This window comes from Pseudomonadota bacterium, from assembly GCA_026388275.1.
Taxonomy (GTDB): Bacteria; Desulfobacterota; Syntrophorhabdia; order Syntrophorhabdales; family Syntrophorhabdaceae; genus JAPLKB01.
On record JAPLKB010000059.1, the window covers coordinates 113,905 to 132,448 of the forward strand.

General features: G+C 39.0%; 16 protein-coding genes. 14 read left to right on the forward strand and 2 right to left on the reverse strand.

Annotated elements, in window-relative coordinates:
• Positions 1 to 4: 4 nt before the first annotated feature.
• From NT010_14675 to lptE, 11 genes are all read left to right on the forward strand, one after another.
• On the forward strand, positions 5 to 2,683 hold the full coding sequence (locus NT010_14675; protein ID MCX5807283.1) for a glycosyltransferase: 2,679 nt from the start codon (positions 5 to 7) through the stop codon (positions 2,681 to 2,683).
• 135 nt (positions 2,684 to 2,818) lie between these two features.
• Positions 2,819 to 4,999: a hypothetical protein gene (locus tag NT010_14680; protein MCX5807284.1), complete on the forward strand. Its 2,181-nt coding sequence runs from the start codon at positions 2,819 to 2,821 to the stop codon at positions 4,997 to 4,999.
• Positions 5,000 to 5,207: 208 nt separating this feature from the next.
• On the forward strand, positions 5,208 to 6,095 hold the full coding sequence (locus tag NT010_14685) for a tyrosine-type recombinase/integrase (protein ID MCX5807285.1): 888 nt from the start codon (positions 5,208 to 5,210) through the stop codon (positions 6,093 to 6,095).
• Positions 6,096 to 6,098: 3 nt separating this feature from the next.
• A complete protein-coding gene (gene hslV, locus NT010_14690; GenBank protein ID MCX5807286.1) occupies positions 6,099 to 6,623 on the forward strand; it encodes an ATP-dependent protease subunit HslV in 525 nt (174 codons plus the stop codon).
• Positions 6,624 to 7,958 carry an ATP-dependent protease ATPase subunit HslU gene (gene hslU, locus NT010_14695; protein MCX5807287.1) on the forward strand — a complete coding sequence of 445 codons (1,335 nt, stop codon included), beginning with the start codon at positions 6,624 to 6,626 and terminating at the stop codon, positions 7,956 to 7,958.
• Between the two features lie 174 nt (positions 7,959 to 8,132).
• Positions 8,133 to 8,975: an acetylglutamate kinase gene (gene argB / locus NT010_14700; protein ID MCX5807288.1), complete on the forward strand. Its 843-nt coding sequence runs from the start codon at positions 8,133 to 8,135 to the stop codon at positions 8,973 to 8,975.
• Between the two features lies 1 nt (position 8,976).
• Complete coding sequence (locus tag NT010_14705; protein MCX5807289.1) at positions 8,977 to 10,176, forward strand: aspartate aminotransferase family protein; 1,200 nt, start codon at positions 8,977 to 8,979, stop codon at positions 10,174 to 10,176.
• A gap of 19 nt (positions 10,177 to 10,195) precedes the next feature.
• Positions 10,196 to 11,137 carry an ornithine carbamoyltransferase gene (argF, locus tag NT010_14710; protein MCX5807290.1) on the forward strand — a complete coding sequence of 314 codons (942 nt, stop codon included), beginning with the start codon at positions 10,196 to 10,198 and terminating at the stop codon, positions 11,135 to 11,137.
• A gap of 124 nt (positions 11,138 to 11,261) precedes the next feature.
• Entirely contained in the window at positions 11,262 to 12,461 is a 1,200-nt protein-coding gene (locus tag NT010_14715) for an argininosuccinate synthase (GenBank protein MCX5807291.1), read from the forward strand.
• A gap of 103 nt (positions 12,462 to 12,564) precedes the next feature.
• Positions 12,565 to 15,039, forward strand: coding sequence for a leucine--tRNA ligase (gene leuS / locus NT010_14720; GenBank protein MCX5807292.1), 2,475 nt, complete (start codon positions 12,565 to 12,567; stop codon positions 15,037 to 15,039).
• 107 nt (positions 15,040 to 15,146) lie between these two features.
• The gene (gene lptE, locus NT010_14725) at positions 15,147 to 15,584 is read left to right on the forward strand and encodes an LPS assembly lipoprotein LptE (protein ID MCX5807293.1); all 438 of its coding nucleotides are present in this window, start codon (positions 15,147 to 15,149) and stop codon (positions 15,582 to 15,584) included.
• Here the strand turns inward: lptE and rpsT are convergent, their stop codons facing one another.
• Both rpsT and NT010_14735 read right to left on the reverse strand, forming a co-directional pair.
• Positions 15,585 to 15,860 carry a 30S ribosomal protein S20 gene (gene rpsT, locus NT010_14730; GenBank protein MCX5807294.1) on the reverse strand — a complete coding sequence of 92 codons (276 nt, stop codon included), beginning with the start codon at positions 15,858 to 15,860 and terminating at the stop codon, positions 15,585 to 15,587.
• A 375-nt stretch (positions 15,861 to 16,235) separates the two neighbouring features.
• Positions 16,236 to 16,520 (reverse strand): PxxKW family cysteine-rich protein, encoded by a 285-nt coding sequence (locus NT010_14735; protein MCX5807295.1) that lies wholly within the window; start codon positions 16,518 to 16,520, stop codon positions 16,236 to 16,238.
• Positions 16,521 to 17,083: 563 nt separating this feature from the next.
• Between NT010_14735 and NT010_14740 the strand changes: the two genes are divergently transcribed.
• The 3 genes from NT010_14740 to atpH are packed head-to-tail and all read left to right on the forward strand — an operon-like array spanning position 17,084 to position 18,542.
• The gene (locus NT010_14740) at positions 17,084 to 17,512 is read left to right on the forward strand and encodes an ATP synthase F0 subunit B (protein ID MCX5807296.1); all 429 of its coding nucleotides are present in this window, start codon (positions 17,084 to 17,086) and stop codon (positions 17,510 to 17,512) included.
• Positions 17,509 to 18,003, forward strand: a complete 495-nt coding sequence (locus tag NT010_14745; GenBank protein MCX5807297.1) for an ATP synthase F0 subunit B — start codon at positions 17,509 to 17,511, stop codon at positions 18,001 to 18,003. The genes NT010_14740 and NT010_14745 overlap by 4 nt, the downstream gene beginning before the upstream one ends.
• Entirely contained in the window at positions 18,000 to 18,542 is a 543-nt protein-coding gene (atpH, locus tag NT010_14750) for an ATP synthase F1 subunit delta (protein ID MCX5807298.1), read from the forward strand. Before NT010_14745 ends, atpH begins: the two co-directional genes overlap by 4 nt.
• Positions 18,543 to 18,544: the final 2 nt, after the last annotated feature.

Below are 18,544 nucleotides of genomic sequence, written 5' to 3' on the forward strand. Positions count from 1 at the left end.
GTGCATGAAGATTATGTTTTTCTTTCCTGAAGCAGGCTCGCCTAAAGGCGCTGGCGATTATTCACATTATAACTTACGTGCTCCCTTAATAAAACTTGGCCATGAAATAATTGACTTTGATTTTTGGGAAGAAGAAAAGAAACTGGGAAAGGAAATGATGCTCGCAAAGGTTAAAGAGATTGTTGAAAAAGAAAGACCGCATATTTTTTATCATGGTATTGTTGAAGAAGAGTTTGATGTTAATCTTGCCGATTATATTCGTGATTATACTGAAACAACTTCAATGATCTGGTTTAGCGATGATGACTGGAGGTTTGAACATTCGATGCGCTGGGCAGATCATTATAGCTTTGCTTTCACAACTTGCAAAGAAGCCTTCCGTGAGTTTCACGCGAGAGGATATGATAATGTCATATTATCGCAATGGGGCTGTAATACGGACCTTTATCATCCTATCCCAAGCGAAAAGCTATATGATGTAACTTTTGTGGGGCAGCCGTACAAGGGTCGCACGGAATTGATAGCCTTTCTCAAAGAGCATGGGGTTTCTGTTCGAGTATGGGGCCAGGGGTGGGAAAATTTTTCACAACTCAGAGATATCGCACACGGATATCTGCCTCATCAGAAGATGCTTGAAGTATTTAGCGCTTCTAAAATTGTCCTTGGTATGGCGTGGTGTTCTTTTGACGGCAAGACGCCTCAAATCAAGGGGAGAACATTTGAATATCCGGCATGCAAGGCTTTTCAATTAACGAATTATGATAAGCGTGTACTCGATTATTTTACAGAGAAAGAGGAAATAGTTTTTTATAATGATAAAAAAGATCTGTTGGATAAAATACGGTATTATCTGGCGCATGAAGACGAAAGGAATTTCATCACCGAGGCTGCATATGGAAGGGCAGTAAAAGATCACACATGGGAAAAACGTTATGAACTTATGTTTAAGGAGATGACAGCCAGAAGCGGCAAAAACAAATTACCCCTTGTTTACAAAGAAAATGTTGCTTCAATAAGTAAAGTAGCCAAGAACATTGATCATACCCCTAAGATCTCAGTTATATCGTATGTTTATAACTATGGTAACTACCTTAAGGAACTCATCCCTTCTGTTCTTAATCAGACCTTCAAGGACATTGAGTTTTTGATCCTCGATGATGGATCGACCGACAATACAAAAGAGGTTGTAGAGAGTTTTTGTTATGATCAGCGCCTTAAATATGTTTATCAGGACAATATAGGGAAAGATAACAGATTTAATGAACTGATAGAGCGCGGCCTTCAGTTGACTAAAGGGGAATTTGTCAATTTTGTAGGCGGCGACGATGTTTTTATGCCTGATAAGCTTGAGCGGCAAATGAAAGAGTTTGAAAAAACTCCGTATCTTGATATTGTTTTTTCTGATCTTTTTTTTATTGATGATCGAGGCCGGGTTTTGCCTGGAGATTACAAATCCCAGGAAAGTGTTTCTTTTAATAAAGGGACTCTTGCGAGAATGCTTTTTAAAATAAATTTTATTGCTCATCCGACTGTTTTAATGAAAAGGGCTTGTATTGATGCCATGGGTGGTTTTGAGAGATGGTGGTGTGCTGATCTCCATTTTTGGTTAAAATCGGCACCTTTCCTGAATTTCAAATTTATTGATGAGAAACTTATAAAATATCGAATTCACGATAAGGGTGCATCAACCAGTGCTGTTAACGCGGATATCACCTTTTCCGAAACCAATAACATGCTTCAAGTAATGCGATCAAAATATACAATCATTGATCTTTATCCGGAAATCAATTATTGCATAAATCGGGCAAAAGCCCTTTACAGTGCATATGTTGAATTAGGCAACAATATGATGCTTGCCAAAATACCTCAAGTGTCATTAGCTGTCGATGAATATCGCAGAGCCCTTGAACATGAACCAAAGGGAGTAGAAGCGATCAATAATATCGGTTTGGCATTTTTTCTTCTTGGTGATAGAAAGAAGTTCATAGAATTTTTTCAATATTTGAAAGATAATGCGAGCCACATTGAAATTATTAGAGCAAATATTGTTTTTGCCGAGCAAATGGCGTCGGGAAAACAAGGTGAAGTGAAATTTACCCTTCTCAACGAACTTATTGAAAATAATGAGTTTGTAAGAGCAAAGAAAATGCTTAATGATGAGCATTTAAAGACAATGATGTCCAACATTCAAAATCTTAACAACGGCAAAGAATCATATCGTAAAAGTGTATACGAAGAAACTGAAAAGCTTTCGGGAGAAGGAAAATATGCAGAGGCGGCGGCAAAACTGGAAACATTGTTTGATTCCTTTCCGGACAATTCTACTCTATGGAATGATTTGGGTGTTTTATACTACTATGCAGATGAAACGGGATGTGCTGTGGGATATATAGAAAAGGCGCTTCAGCTTGATCCGGGGAACCTGGAAGCAAAGAAAAATCTGGCCAATATTTACCTTGAAACCGGAAAATGTGAAATGGCGATCGATATGTTCTATGATATTTTGAAAGAACATCCTGATGATGCCGAAGTGTTATCTATTACGGGTGATGTGCTTAAAGAAATTGGAAGAGAGGTGGATGCTGTGGGATTTTACGAGAGAGTTCTCAAGTTGGAACCGCATAATGTCCGGGCTCAGGAATGTTTAGAAAGACTAAATAATGTTTTAAGCAGCTATCAGTAATGTTTAAATAAAAGGAGTTATTTGAAAAATAACAAGAAAACCATGCAGTTTTTTAGCATGCAAGCAATTATAAAAAAATATTATTTCTTACAAAAAAGGTAGGACGATGATCTTTTTGGTTTACGGAGAAATGTAATGATTCATTGTATTGGAGACAGCCATGTTATGATTTTTACAGGCATTGATGAAGTAAAAGAAAACAATGATTCTCTTACATTCTTCAGAACGCATTGGATTGGTCCACGGACAGCATTTAACATAATAGATAAAACAGATATAATATCTCGTATTGTTGAAGGGAACCTGCAGGAAGGAGACAGTATTTTGTTCTGTTTCGGAGAAATTGACTGCAGGGCCCACTTGTTGAAGCAAGCAGAGATGCAAAATAAACCGCTGACTGATATTGTGCATAATTGTGTTAGCAGATATGTCAAGATTTTTGAGTTTGCAAAAAGATATGGTCACCGGATTATTGCCTTAAGTGTTCCGCCGTCAGGTTTTGGAGATTGGGATTATGGCGAATTTCCTACATATGGGAGTTGCCATCAAAGACTTGAAGCAACAAAATTATTTAACAGGTCGCTTGAAGAATACTGTGAAAACAATGATGTTTATTTTGTCTCTATATTTGAGAAGTTGCTCGACAACAACGGAATGCCGGATCCTATTTATTACATTGATAACATACATCTTTCACAGAGGGTTATGCCTTTTATCATTGATGAATTATGCAAATTGAGCTTATTGAAAGATGAGTACCTTCTATCTTATAAAAAAACTTATCTTCCATACAGTGCTTGCATTTCGCAAGGAGATTTTGAATTGAAATTAAGGAGTCCTAAATTCAGTGGTTTTATAAGGCCGGATTTTCTTAAAGAGATACAGTTAATTAGTGGGGCTGAATATTTTATTGAGAGCGGCACATATCTTGGTCATACTTCTGATGTAGCTTCTCTGATCTATAAGGAGGTTTATACGATAGAGTTGAGCAAAGATCTCTATTCGGCTGCTGTAAAGCGTTTTGAAGGCAGGCCGAATATACACATTTACCAGGGAGATTCTGCGCATATTTTCCCTAAAATGTTACCGCAAATAAGAGGGAAGGCGGTGTTTTGGCTTGATGCTCATTACAGCAAGGGCGCTACCGAGAAATCTTCAAACAATACTCCCATTATTGAGGAGTTGCAGACGATAAAAGATTCGTCGATAAGAGATGCTGTAATTTTAATAGATGATGTGATCAACTTTCAAAAAATATCAAAAAACAGCGTGGAGTATTCAAGCTTGACAGGATATCCTACAATTAATGAAGTCTGCAGCTTGATAAAAGACATTCAGGAAGAATATAAATTTGCAGTGCTCGGCAATGCTTTAATGGCTTATCCGGGTAAATTGAATATTCTCTTGTCACCTGTTCTGCAATCTTGTACGATAAGCCGCCTTTTCAATGGCGACAATCTTGATGTAAATGATGTAACGGGAGCGGAAGAAATAATTAGCCAGGCAGAAGGAGTGGAACTGTCTGCAATCAGGGAACTCCGTGAAAATTCTCTGGATATGGAGAACTATGGACTTGGAGGACATTATAGGCTTTGGTATGCTTTGACTCTATATAAAGAAAAAAGATTCGATGATGCCTGCAATGAATTAGCAATTACTATGAGACTTGACTGCGATCATTGGAGGGTCAAATGGTATATGGCTTGTGCCGCATATGAAGGAGATAATTATTTGCTTGCAGAGAAGTCCTTATGTTCAGTATTGTCAGAATCTCCTCAGTTCCCGGAGGCACTAAGCTTATTCGAATTATTAAAGCAAAAGCATGAACAGCATCCATTATCGAATCATATAAGTCCGCAAAGCCACCTTGCTTTGGCAAATCAGTATCAAAATGAAGGCAAATATGTCGAGGCACTTCATGAAATCGAGAATGCTGTCAATAAAGGTATAGACAATAATGATGTAAGGTATCAATATGCCCAATTGTTAATAGCAACCCGTCAATTAGAGAAGGCTGAGATTGAGTTAAAAGAATTGGTTACAAAAAATATCAAACATACATTCGCGTATAATGATCTCGGTGTTATATCATCCTATAAGGGCGACCACAATGGGGCAGTTCAATACTTCAAGATAGCTCTTTCAGCATCTAACGTAAATTATGGAGCGTTGAAAAACCTGCTTTCCTTACTTATTAAACAACAAAACTATCATGAAGCAATTGAAATAACACAGTTGCTAATGAAAAATATGCCTGAGGATAAAGAGCTCCGCATAGTTGTTAAAGAATTTAATTTGCCTATTTTGTTACAATAAAAAACATCGGGGAAATTTATAAAATTGATACAGAGAGACTTTTGCAAAAGTAATCTGTTGTCACTTTTTGTCGTTCCCGCACAAGCGGATAAAACTAAGCAGACAGCAATCCCACACAGATGCAAAAACTGTGCATCAAAGAAAGGGCAAAAGCCTAAAAGGTGAATTTACTTGATTATTTGCGAAAAAATTATAGAATAATAGGTTCATGGATAAAAATGCGTTAAAAGCAGTTGCTAAGGAGTTTTATAAATATTTAGACGTTGAGAAGGGCGTGTCCTATAATACAAAGAGGGCATACAAGGGCGATATAGACAGTTTTGTAGAGTTTATTGAGAAAAGCCCTCAAGAAATGGTGGATCATCATGCAATACGGGCATACATTGTGAATATTTACAAAACATTGAAAAAATCTTCGCTTTCGAGAAAAGTTTCGTCTATAAAGGTATTTTTTAAGTTCATGAAGAAAAAAGGTTTTATCGATGAAAACACAGCTCTGGTTATTAAGAACCCGAAAATCGAAAAGCATCTCCCCAAATTTTATACTATAGATGAAATGTTTCATTTTCTTGATTATCTCCCGAAAGAAGGGTGGTTAAATACTCGAAACCGGGCAATTTTTGAGCTTATGTATTCGTCAGGCATGCGGGCTCAGGAAGCCTTGAGTGTGAATGTGGACGATCTGCACCTTGAGGGAATGTGGGTAAAAGCGCGAGGCAAAGGAGGGAAAGAGAGGATCCTGCCCTTTGGTGAAAAAGCAAAGAAAATTCTGGAAGAATATTTGAACTTTGTAAAGGGGTTAGGCAGATATTCGGCAACAAGCCCCCTATTTATAAATATCCGTGGGGGAAGGCTGTCCTACAGAGGATTGTTGAAGATTATGAAAAAGCATCAGATTAAAGCGCACCTTTTTAAAAACCTTGCACTTCATGGAATACGTCATTCCTTTGCTACGCACATGCTTGACAGCGGTGCAGATCTTCGGAGTATCCAGGAATTACTTGGTCATTCAAAGCTTTCCACAACACAAAAATATACCCATGTCTCTGTGGACAAATTAATGGAGATATACGACAAATCCCACCCAAGAAGGTAAAAAATGGAAGCCACAACAATTTTGTGCATTAGACATAAAGGGAGAGTTGCTATCGGCGGCGACGGACAGGTTACAATGAATACGACCATTATGAAGCATACTGCGAAGAAAGTGAGAAAATTATATAAAGACAAATGTCTTTCAGGCTTTGCAGGTGCAACGGCCGATGCGTTCACATTGTTTGAGAGGTTTGAAAAAAAGCTTGAGCAGTACAATGGAAATATCACAAGAGCTTCGGTAGAGCTTGCCAAGGACTGGAGAATGGACAGGGCTTTAAGACAATTACAGGCACTTATGATAGTTGCCGATGCTGAACACACTCTGATAGTTTCAGGGAACGGCGATGTTGTTGAACCGGACGATGGCGTGGCAGCCATAGGCTCAGGTGGTCCTTATGCTCAGGCAGCGGCAAAGGCTCTAATAAAATATACCGATTTATCTGCCTTAGATATTGTGAAGGAATCCATGCTTATTGCATCGGAAATATGTATTTACACGAATGATAGAATTGTAATAGAGGAGCTGTAAATGAAGATATTGACACCAAGGGAAATAATGGATGAATTGAACCGGTATATTATTGGACAGGAAAAGGCAAAAAAAGCTGTTTCCATAGCCCTTCGGAACAGATGGAGAAGGCAGATGATTCCCAACGAACTCAGGGATGAAGTAGCGCCTAAAAACATTATTATGATCGGGCCTACAGGCGTCGGCAAGACGGAAATTGCAAGACGTCTTGCAAAACTTGCAAGCGCACCTTTTTTGAAAATAGAGGCAACAAAGTTTACAGAAGTAGGGTATGTAGGAAGAGACGTAGAATCTATGATTAGGGACTTAACCGAACTTTCTATAAATATGGTTAAAAAAGAGGAACAGGAACTGGTCAAAGAAAAGGCGACCGGTATGGCTGAAGAAAGGATACTCGATATACTATTGCCACAGGTAAAAAAGTCGATTGATATACAAAACGGGCAGGAACAGGAAGATGCATCAAGGGAAAAGATGAGAGCTCGTTTTCGGGACGGCAAGTTGAATGAAAAATTGGTTGAGATGGATGTACCTGAGCGGGGGCTCCCCATGATTGAGATATTTTCTGCTTCGGGTATGGAAGAGATGGACATGCAGATCAGAGATCTGTTCGGAAACATACTTCCAAAGAAGACTAAGAAGCGTAAGGTGAGGGTAAAAGAAGCATATGAGCTTCTTACACAGGAGGAATCAAAAAAACTTATTGATATGGATAAAGTTATAAAGGATGCAACTGAGAGGGTTGAACAGTCGGGCATTATATTTCTTGATGAGATTGACAAGATCGCAAGCCGTGACCATACCCACGGTCCCGATGTGTCACGGGAAGGTGTTCAGAGGGATATACTGCCTATTGTCGAAGGGACTACGGTTACGACAAAATATGGTATGGTAAAGACGGACCATATACTATTTATTGCTGCCGGTGCATTCCATATGTCGAAGCCGTCAGATCTTATACCTGAACTTCAGGGTAGATTCCCCATCAGGGTTGGTCTTGATCCGCTTACAAAAGAGGATTTTTTCAGGATTATTACAGAGCCGGAAAACGCACTGATCAAACAGTACAGTGCCCTTCTTGCAACGGAGAATGTGGAGCTTGGTTTTGAAAAAGAGGCTATTGAAGAGATTACAGATATAGCACAGAAAATCAATGAGATGACAGAAAATATCGGGGCACGCAGGCTTTACACGGTTATGGAAAAACTACTCGAAGATATATCATTTTCAGCGCCCGACATGAAGGAGAAGAAGATAACAATTACAAAGTCATATGTAAGGGAGAAACTCGGGGAATTCCTGGAAAAGGAAGACTTAAGCAGGTACATTTTGTAAAAAGACTTTGAGGTGTGAGTATTGAGTTAAAAAATTGATGAAAGTCAGGAAAAATATAGATAACATGAATCGTAAAACTTATTTTGCAGAATGAAAAAAATTTGGTAACATTATGCAATTTGTTGTTTACGGTTTATCAATAACTTTTTATGTTTTACGGCGAATGGAGTTAACATGAGTGAGAAAATCAAGACATTACTGGAAGCACTACCTTATATTAAAACATTTTCAGGTTCGACATTTGTGATTAAGTACGGCGGGGCAGCCATGGAAGAGGAGGATTTGAAAAAGGAGTTTGCCAGAGATGTAGTTCTCCTTAAATATGTTGGAATTCATCCGGTTATTGTCCATGGAGGTGGCCCCGAGATCGGAAGGTTGCTGAAGGATTTGCAAATACCGACAAGGTTTGTAGATGGACTCCGTGTAACTGATGAAAAGACGCTTGAAGTGGTTGAAATGGTGCTGTCAGGACACATCAATAAGGAGATTGTTAAGAATATAAGCGATATGGGGGGTAAAGCAATCGGTCTTTCCGGCAAGGACGGCAAACTTCTTACGGCTAAAAGGGTTGAAGGAAAAGATATCGGGTTTGTCGGGGAAATTGTTGATGTAAATATTGACATTATCAAAAGCATAAGCAGGCACGGTTATATTCCGGTTATTGCGCCGATAGCGCATGGAATAGACGGAAATTCATACAACATTAATGCCGATACGGCAGCCGGCAGCATTGCAAAAGCGTTGACTGCAGAAAAACTCATATTACTGACAGATGTAAAAGGTGTCCTTGATAAAGACGGAGAGCTGCTCTCGACATTAAGAGAAGCAGAAATAAAAACTCTTATAAAAAACAAAACCGTATCAGGAGGCATGATACCCAAAGTTGATTGTTGTGTTAACGCCCTGCAGGCAGGCGTAAAAGGGGCGCATATCATTGATGGTAAGGTCCCCCACGCAATTCTTCTTGAAGTTTTTACAGATTCCGGCATAGGTACTCAAATTACAGGAGGCATTTAGCATGCAGGAAGAGGTGATCGAAAAAGGCAGGCGGTATCTTGCCAACACATATAACAGGTTCCCAATTGTTATAACAAAAGGTGAAGGTTGCTGGATTTGGGATATGAACGGTAGAAGATACCTCGATTTTCTCTCAGGTATTGCGGTATGCAACTTAGGTCATGTCCATAAGGATGTACTGGAAGGACTTACAATACAGGCAGAAAAGCTGTTTCATATATCGAACCTTTTTTTTATAGAGCCCCAGGTTAAGGCAGCCGAAATACTTGTTGAACATTCCTTTGGTGATAAAGTTTTTTTCTGCAACAGCGGAGCTGAAGCAAACGAGGCTGCAATAAAACTTGCAAGAAGATATTCGTGGAAAAAATATGGAAAGGGAAGGCATGAAATTATTACCATGGAGAATTCCTTTCATGGAAGGACATTGGCCACTCTTTCTGCAACGGGACAAACAAAATTCCATGAAGGGTTTGATCCGCTCCCCGAGGGTTTTTCCTATATTCCTTTTAATGATATAGATGCAGTGAAAAAGGCGATAAATGAAAAGACCTGTGCAATTATCATTGAAGTCATACAGGCTGAGGGTGGTGTTTATATCGGTGGAAAGGAGTACATAAAGGTTTTACGTGAAATCACAAAAAAACAGGATATACTCCTTATTGTTGATGAAGTACAGACAGGAATAGGCAGGACAGGAAAGTTTTTTGCCTATGAACATTACGACATAGAGCCGGACATAATGACTCTTGCCAAGGCTTTGGGAAACGGATTTCCGGTAGGTGCAATGATTGCAAAGGATTCCGTTATGGAGGCTTTTGTGCCAGGTACACATGCGTCTACTTTCGGAGGAAACCCCCTTGCAGCATCTGCAGTTGTTGCAACGCTGAACGCCATGATATATGAAGGCGTTATAAAAAAATGTGAAGATGTGGGCAGATATTTACATGAGGGACTTTTATCTTTGCAGAGAAAATATCCTTTTATTACGGATGTGCGGGGGATGGGGTTGATCTGGGGTATCGAACTCTCCATAAACGGAGATGAGGTGCTTAAAGATTTCATGAAAGAGGGGATCATGATAAACTGTACAAAGGGGAATATTTTGAGGTTATTGCCGCCCTTGATTATCAGGAACGAGGAAGTGGATATTTTTCTTGAGATAGCAGACAGGATATTTGAAAAATGGCTGAAGAAAAACTAAGGTTGTGAGTAATTTAAATATGATAAAAAACGGCGAAAGTAAAAAAACATTAAAAAGGGATTTTATAAAACTGCTCGATATAAGCAGCGATGAAGCTCTATATCTTATTGAGCGGGCTGGAGTGCTGAAAAAGTTGAAGAAAAATGGTGTTGAGCACAAGCCGCTTAAAGATAAATACCTTGCAATGATATTTGATAAGGCTTCCACCAGGACCAGGGTCTCCTTTGAAGTCGGTATTATTGATCTTGGTGGTCATGCAATTGTTATGAATGCAGGTGAAACTCAGTTGGGAAGAGGAGAACCCGTAAAAGATACGGCAAGGGTACTGAACCGATATATAAATGCCATAATGATAAGGACATATTCACAAGAAGTTGTCGAGGAACTTGCACAATGGGCGGATGTCCCGGTGATCAACGGTCTCTCTGATATGTACCACCCTTGTCAGATACTCTCCGACCTATACACTGTTATAGAATGTAAGGGGAGTTTAAATGATGTGAAAATCGTATATATCGGCGATGGGAATAATGTGGCCAATTCATGGATAGAAGCATCCATACTTTTCGGATTGAACTTTGCTATAGCTACCCCGAAAAATTACAAGCCCGAAGAAAGCCTGCTTGAAAGGGCGAAAGAAAACAAAAGATTTGTATATACAGATGATCCCTATGAAGCTGTTAAAAATGCTGATGTTGTTAATACTGATGTATGGGTGAGTATGGGGCAGGAAAAGGAAAAGGAGATAAGAAAAAATGCCTTTGCATTATATAAGATTGATGATGAACTTTTGAAAAAGGCGAAGAAAGATGTGATTGTAATGCATTGCCTGCCGGCATACAGGAATCAGGAGATTTCAGAGAGTGTATTCGAAAGATTTCAGGAGATTATATTTACACAGGCGGAAAACAGACTGCATGTACAGAAAGCACTCTTGGAGTGGCTTATCATCGGGTGCTGAATAAGAACGATATTTTGGATTGTGGATTTTGGATATTTAAAGCAAAATCTTTTAAAATCTTCAGATGTTTTAAAGTGTTGTATTCTATAATCCAAAATCAAGAATCAAAAAATGGAGGTAAAAGATGGATAAAATAAAAAAGGTAGTGCTGGCTTACTCAGGCGGCCTGGATTCATCAATAATAGTTAAATGGTTGATCGAGAAGTATGGATCTGAGGTTATTGCATATTCTGCAGATGTAGGCCAGGGACAGGAATTGCAGGGATTGGAAGAAAAGGCGTTGAAGACAGGCGCTTCGAAGCTTTATGTGGAGGATTTAAAGGAAGAATTTGCAAGAGACTTCATATTCTTTGCAATAAAAGCAAATGCTATATATGAAGGCAATTATATGATGGGAACCTCCATTGCAAGGCCGCTTATCGCAAAAAGGCAAATTGAGATTGCAAAGATAGAAAAGGCCGATGCTGTATGCCACGGTGCTACAGGCAAGGGGAATGACCAGGTAAGGTTTGAGCTTACTTTCTACGCCCTTGAACCTAATATTAAAATTATCGCTCCATGGAGAGAGTGGGATTTTAAATCGAGAAATGAATTGATTGATTATGCGCAAAAGCACGGTATTGATGTGCCTGTCAGTAAAGAAAAACCTTACAGTATGGACAGGAACCTTATGCATATCAGTTATGAAGGCGGTATATTGGAGGATACATGGAATGAGCCTGATGAAGGCATGTTTCTGACAACTGTCTCTCCTGAGAAGGCACCGGATAAGCCGACATATATAGAGATTATGTTCGCAGATGGAGTGCCGGTTGGTGTGGACGGCCAGCCCATGATGCCTTATAACCTTATCGCCCATTTAAATAAGATTGGCGGAGCAAACGGGGTCGGCAGGATTGATATAGTAGAGAACAGGTTTGTCGGTATGAAGGCAAGGGGAGTATATGAGACTCCTGGATGCACAATTCTTCATACTGCTCACAGGGGAATGGAAACGATTACCATGGACAGAGAAGTAATGCATATCAAAGACGGTCTGATGCCGAAGATATCCGAGCTTATATACTATGGTTTCTGGTACTCTCCTGAAATGAATGCCTTTAAGGCTTTTGTTGATGAAACACAGAAAGGAGTGAGCGGTACTGTGAGACTGAAGCTTTATAAAGGCAATTGCATGGTTGTAGGAAGGAAGTCGGATAAATCTCTCTATTCGGAGGATTTTGCCACATTTGATAAGGATTCTGTGTATCAACAACAGGATGCAGGCGGATTTATCAAGCTTAACGCACTGCGATTGCGTATCAGAGCAATGATGAATAAATAATTGAGACAGTCGATAGTGGAAAGACAGTAAATAGTAAAAATCAATACTGACTAATAACTACTATTTACTAACTACTTACGACTGATTTTAACAGGGGTTTGTAATGGCAGACTATAAGCCGCATACAGTTGAAGAAAAAAGACAACAAATCTGGGAAGAAAATAACCTGTTCCATGTAGAGGAAGATAAAGATAAGCAGAAATATTATCTTCTTGAAATGTTCCCGTACCCTTCAGGTAAGATACATATGGGGCATGTGAGAAATTATACTATAGGAGATGTTATTGCCCGTTATAAACGAATGAGGGGTTTTAATGTATTGCATCCCATGGGGTGGGATGCCTTCGGAATGCCTGCCGAGAATGCTGCCATTCAGCACGGTGTTCAGCCGGCAGTATGGACCTACGAAAACATTGCCTACATGAGAAAACAATTGAAAAGGCTTGGATTCGGCTATGACTGGGCAAGGGAAATTGCAACCTGCGATGTTGAATACTACAGGTGGGAACAATGGATGTTCCTGAAAATGTATGAAAAGGGACTTGTTTACAGAAAAAGCTCGCCGGTAAATTATTGCATGGAATGCCAGACCGTACTTGCCAATGAACAGGTGGAAGATGGGTTGTGCTGGAGATGTGGAAAAGCTGTTATCCAGAAAGAGCTGACCCAGTGGTTTTTTGCAATTACAAAATATGCCGATGAACTTATTGAATATTGTGATAGTCTTCCCGGGTGGCCTGAACGGGTCCTTAACATGCAGAAAAACTGGATAGGGAAAAGCTATGGTGTCGAAGTAAACTTTAAAATGGAAGACAGCACACCCCTTACTATTTTTACCACAAGACCTGATACGCTTTACGGCGTGACTTTTATGGTGCTTGCCCCGGAACATCCCTACTCGCCAATGTTTCCAAAGGGAACTCCATACGAAAAAGAAGCCCTTGCCTTTATAGAAAAGACAAAGGCACTGGACAGGAGTTTCAGGACAGAAGGCGACATAAAAAAAGAAGGTGTCTTCACCGGAAGGTATGCCATAAATCCATTGAATGGCAATAAAATACCTGTTTATATAGGAAATTTTGTATTAATGGAATACGGCACAGGTGCAATCATGGCGGTTCCTGCCCATGACCAGAGGGATTTTGAATTTGCGAAGACATTTGATTTGCCGGTTATTTTGACGATCACGCCGGAGCACGTTTCAATAGATCCTGAAAAAATGCAAGGGGCTTATGAAGGCGACGGATTAATGACAAATTCCGATGTTTTCAATGGTATGAACAACAGGGAGGCAATCCCGAAGATTATAAGTTATCTTGAAGAGAAGGGGATCGGTAAAGGGAAGGTGAATTATCGCTTAAGAGATTGGGGTATTTCACGACAGAGATATTGGGGCACGCCAATACCTATTATATATTGCGACAGATGCGGAACCGTTCCTGTTCGCTATGAAGACCTTCCTGTAGAGCTTCCGCTTAATCTTGAAATAAAGATAGTGGGGAAATCACCTCTTACTGATTGTGCAGATTTTTATGAAACAACATGTCCGGTCTGTGGAGGAAAAGCGAGAAGAGAGACGGATACCATGGACACATTTGTTGAATCTTCCTGGTATTTTCTTAAATATGCATGTGCAGACTATACATCAGGGCCACTCGACAGAGAAAAAGTAGATTACTGGATGCCGGTGGATCAGTATATAGGTGGTGTGGAACATGCAGTCCTCCATTTGCTCTATTCCAGGTTCTTCAACAGGGTATTGAACGAACTGGGGTTGGTGGAAGTGAGAGAGCCCTTTAAAAATCTCCTTACTCAGGGCATGGTCATAAAAGACGGTGCTAAAATGAGCAAATCAAAGGGCAATGTTGTTGACCCTGATTATTTAATTGAAAAATTCGGTGCCGATACGACAAGATTATGCTGTCTATTTGCTGCGCCTCCCGAAAAGGACCTTGAATGGAGCGATAAAGGGGTAGAGGGTTCCAGTAGATTTCTTCATAGAGTATGGAGGTTTGTCGCGGACAGGTTGGACGAGTTGAAACACGTGGAGGCTGTTTTTGAATCAGGGGCAAGCGAGATTGATGCAGCACAGCTTACATTCAGGATACACAAAACGATCAAAAAGGTGACAGATGATATTGAGCGATTTCACCTTAATACTGCAATAGCAAGTATTATGGAATTTGTAAATGCAATGTATAAATTTGTCGAAAAAGGAAGAAACGATGAGGAACTAAAACTTTTAAGGGGAGCTATGGAAACTCTGCTTATATTGCTCTCTCCTTTCGTGCCGCATATTTCGGAAGAATTGCTGGAGATGATGGGGAAAGATGTGAATGTTATGGCAGATAATTGGCCTCAATATAAAGAAGAATATACCATAGAAGATAAGGTTGTCATTGCTGTCCAGGTAAATGGAAAACTGAGGGATACCTTTGAAGCGGAAAGGGATATTGATAATGAGGCATTAAAAAATATTGTTCTTTCGCTTGATAAGATATCCAAGCAGATTCAGGGGAAGGACATTAAAAAGATCATTGTTGTTCCGAACAAACTCGTAAATGTGGTATGTGTGTAAACACAATAAAAAGTGGATGGTGGACAGTGAACAAAAAAAGATCTTTTCCATATAAAACATGTTTGATTGTATTTATGATGATCATGCTATCTTGTTGTGGATACCAGATGATAAAGGAAAAGGGAATATTCGGAGGTGAAATATCGTCTCTTTATATTCCTCTATTTAAAAATAAGACCTATGAGCCTCATGCCTCCGGCTATGTTACCGATGCCTTTGCGAAAGAACTTGTTGCTACAGGTCTTTTCAAGTTGAACAAAGAAGGCTCTGACGGGTATATTCAGGGGAGTATAAATAAAATTAGAATAATCCCTTCTGCCCTGAATGCGCAAGGAATCATCGTTGAGAAGAACATTGAAATGACGATAGACCTTTCTCTCTTCAACAAAACGGGTGCTTTTATTAAGAAATGGACACTATCAGAAAACGAGATATATAATGCTAGTGATGTAAGCTCCGAGGATTACAATAAAAGAGAAGCATTGACAAGGATGTCTGGAAGGATGGCAAGGAAATTCAGTGCAATTGCATTGATAGACTATTAATTATCCTTTTGGCTGGGAAAGGTTGTTAACCTTTTTTGTAAGTCTCGATACCTTTCTTGAAGCATTATTTTTATGTATAACACCTTTTGATGAAGCTTTATTTATGTAAGATACAGCAGATTTGAAAATATTATCGAGATTTTCTATTACTTTATTTTCCACTGCAATCATAACTCTTTTAATATGTGTCTTCATTGTTGACTTAACATGAGAATTTCTAAGCCTTTTTTCTTCTGACTGCCTGGCTCTTTTAATCGCTGATTTATTCTTCTTCAAGATTTACCTCCATTTTAATTTTTACCATTTTCCGAGCTAATACTGTCCTCCACCGGTAAAACACAAACCTGCGGGTGTTCTGGGCTCCCCTTCCTCCCAGTTTTGCGAACTATTGAGCGAACATTCATAAGCCAAGGCTTGGATATTTTTTTACCATTGATGCCTGCTTGAAGTCAAATGTAAAATGGTCCCACATTTGACAGTTTACGTATTATAGATCATAGTTGATATAATTTAAAAATCGTGAACTGTCAACTGCGAAACTCCAAAATAATTCCTTAAAAGATCACAAAAAAGTAAAGTTCACCCTCAAAAAATTCACGCACAAAAAATTTTAATAAATTTTGAGCGGCAGGCTCGTTAATTTAAAAAACCTTATTTTTTTCCGGCGTTTCTCTTTGATGCTTTCAGTGGGTTGATCTTCTGCTCTTCAGCTTTCTGCCCTTTTTTTACGTGAGATGACATAGGGCATGAACCATTTTGCCATTTTTGAGCCGGGTAAGGAAAGCTGATACAGTATTTGCCTGTTGTGAATTCTATCACTTTCGAACATCCCTCGCAATTCTCAATAATTGTGTAGCATGCACCGCCATTATAGGAACATCCATTTTTCTTCATGAACAAACACTCGGTGCCTTGTTTTACTGTTTGGCATTGCATAACAGCATCACCTCCTTTTATATTTAATAAAAAACCGTGTAATTTAACTATATTTTAGCGTCTTTGTCAATATCAAACTTTGAAATAACCGGCAATCCCTCAAGTTGTTTTTCGCAAAGAATCTTTAACTGGCACCATTATAATGAGGTGACATCGACACCATGTTTTTTAAATCTTATTGAGATTGAGCGCCTATTTGAGGCCTGGACTGTTCTTGAATGCTTGTAATTATAGATGGGAAGGTCAATGCTGCTGTCGAAAATCCGTATTTCTTCTTTCTTATTTTCTGATTTGTTAAAGGACCAAAATTTATTAAAACATGGTAAATGTTAATTAATGATGGAAGCTGTCGATAGCCTGAGTCCGCATATTTTCTATTGCAATATAATTGAACAAGATATTTTTGTAATGCAATATTGTATTTTACAATATACAATTTTATAAAGGCTTTGATGTATACAGAAAAAAGTCTATATAAGTAGTTGAAAAAAAAATTGCAAAAGGAAACATTTTATGATATTAACCTAAGTGAAATAATTCTCTTGATACATAAGAGGTAAAATATGATTGATTTTAACTATACAATTCTCATCCAGTTTGCCAATTTATTAATTTTAATGATCCTTTTAAATTTTTTGTTATTCAAACCTGTTTTGAGGGCAATCAATAAGAGGGAGGAAGCAATCGGTTCACACTTTGACAATGCACTATCAACAAAAGAACAGGTCAATTCGCTCAAAATATCATATGAAGATGGCATTAAAGAAAAAAAGAAGCCGATTGTTGAAGTAAAAGATGCAGTTTTAAACGAGGCGCATACGGCTGCAACGCAGATTATCGAGCAGGCAAGGACAGACCTGACGAATGAGATTTCACGCATACGTATTGATATTGATAATGACAGCAAGAAAGTGCGCAACGCGCTGAAGTTGGATGTGGAAAGGCTATCAAACGAAGCTGCTCAAAAGATACTGAAAAGGAGTTTTTCATGACCGGTGGTTCTGAATCATGGCTGTCCTGGGTTTTTAAATTTATAAATTTTGCAGTACTTGTCGGGGTCATTGTAAAATTTGGTGCTAAGCCTCTAAAGGAATATTTTATAAACAAACACACAATTGTGAAAGATAAAATTGAAGAAGCCGATAGGATGCTCAAGGAGGCTCAGGAACTTAAAGCAACATATGAAAGTAAACTTGGAAATCTTGATAAAGAGATAGAGGCATTTAAAAAGACTGTTCTTGAAGAAGCAGAAAATGAAAAGAAAAAGGTCATGAATGAGGCAATGGTTCTTGTATCCAAACTCAAGGAACAGGCAGCGATTACTTCTGCACAGGAAGCCAAAGAAGTCAGCGGAAAAATTAAGGAAGAAATAGTAAGGCTTACAATGGAACAGGCAGAAAAGCTTGTAAAGGAAAGACTTACAAAAGAAGATCACAACAGGATGGTGGAAGAGTTTATTGAAAAAATGGGGAGTTTAAATTGATAAGTCAATCCATTGCAAAAAGATATGCAAAAGGTTTATTTGCCGTCGGGGAAAAGGACGGGAAATACAGGGACTACCTGGATGAGATTGAGAAAATACTTAATGTTTTTGATGAAGCGCCGCAGTTGGGAAAGGCTTTGATGCTTCCTATCCTGGAGATGGAAAAAAGAAAAGAGCTTCTTAGCGACATCATGAAGGCTTTAAGCGTGGCCATTCCCCTGGCAAATATGTTCAGTATGCTCCTTGAAAAAAACAGGATAGGTTATCTCCACATGATAAAAGATGTTTACAGTGAGCTTGTGGATGAAAAGGAAGGGCGGGTAAGGGGGACACTTTATACGGCATACCCCCTTGTTGACATTATGAAAATGCGCATTGAAGAAGAATTAAAAAAGAAAATGCACAAAGATGTGATGCTTCAGGTGGTTGAGGATAAGACGCTTATTGGCGGGGTTAAAGTTATTGTGAAAGGGACCATCATAGACGGTAGTGTAAAGCAACAGCTTGAGACGTTAAAGGAAAATATTTTGAAGGAGTAGGA

Excerpts from the sequence above, each read along its gene's own strand:
- NT010_14675 (MCX5807283.1), top strand. The coding sequence starts at position 5 with ATGAAGATTATGTTTTTCTTTCCTGAAGCAGGCTCGCCTAAAGGCGCT.
- NT010_14680 (MCX5807284.1), top strand. The coding sequence starts at position 2,819 with ATGATTCATTGTATTGGAGACAGCCATGTTATGATTTTTACAGGCATT.
- NT010_14685 (MCX5807285.1), top strand. The coding sequence starts at position 5,208 with ATGGATAAAAATGCGTTAAAAGCAGTTGCTAAGGAGTTTTATAAATAT.
- hslV (MCX5807286.1), top strand. The coding sequence starts at position 6,099 with ATGGAAGCCACAACAATTTTGTGCATTAGACATAAAGGGAGAGTTGCT.
- hslU (MCX5807287.1), top strand. The coding sequence starts at position 6,624 with ATGAAGATATTGACACCAAGGGAAATAATGGATGAATTGAACCGGTAT.
- argB (MCX5807288.1), top strand. The coding sequence starts at position 8,133 with ATGAGTGAGAAAATCAAGACATTACTGGAAGCACTACCTTATATTAAA.
- NT010_14705 (MCX5807289.1), top strand. The coding sequence starts at position 8,977 with ATGCAGGAAGAGGTGATCGAAAAAGGCAGGCGGTATCTTGCCAACACA.
- argF (MCX5807290.1), top strand. The coding sequence starts at position 10,196 with ATGATAAAAAACGGCGAAAGTAAAAAAACATTAAAAAGGGATTTTATA.
- NT010_14715 (MCX5807291.1), top strand. The coding sequence starts at position 11,262 with ATGGATAAAATAAAAAAGGTAGTGCTGGCTTACTCAGGCGGCCTGGAT.
- leuS (MCX5807292.1), top strand. The coding sequence starts at position 12,565 with ATGGCAGACTATAAGCCGCATACAGTTGAAGAAAAAAGACAACAAATC.
- lptE (MCX5807293.1), top strand. The coding sequence starts at position 15,147 with ATGATAAAGGAAAAGGGAATATTCGGAGGTGAAATATCGTCTCTTTAT.
- NT010_14735 (MCX5807295.1), bottom strand. The coding sequence starts at position 16,520 with ATGCAATGCCAAACAGTAAAACAAGGCACCGAGTGTTTGTTCATGAAG.
- NT010_14740 (MCX5807296.1), top strand. The coding sequence starts at position 17,084 with ATGATTGATTTTAACTATACAATTCTCATCCAGTTTGCCAATTTATTA.
- NT010_14745 (MCX5807297.1), top strand. The coding sequence starts at position 17,509 with ATGACCGGTGGTTCTGAATCATGGCTGTCCTGGGTTTTTAAATTTATA.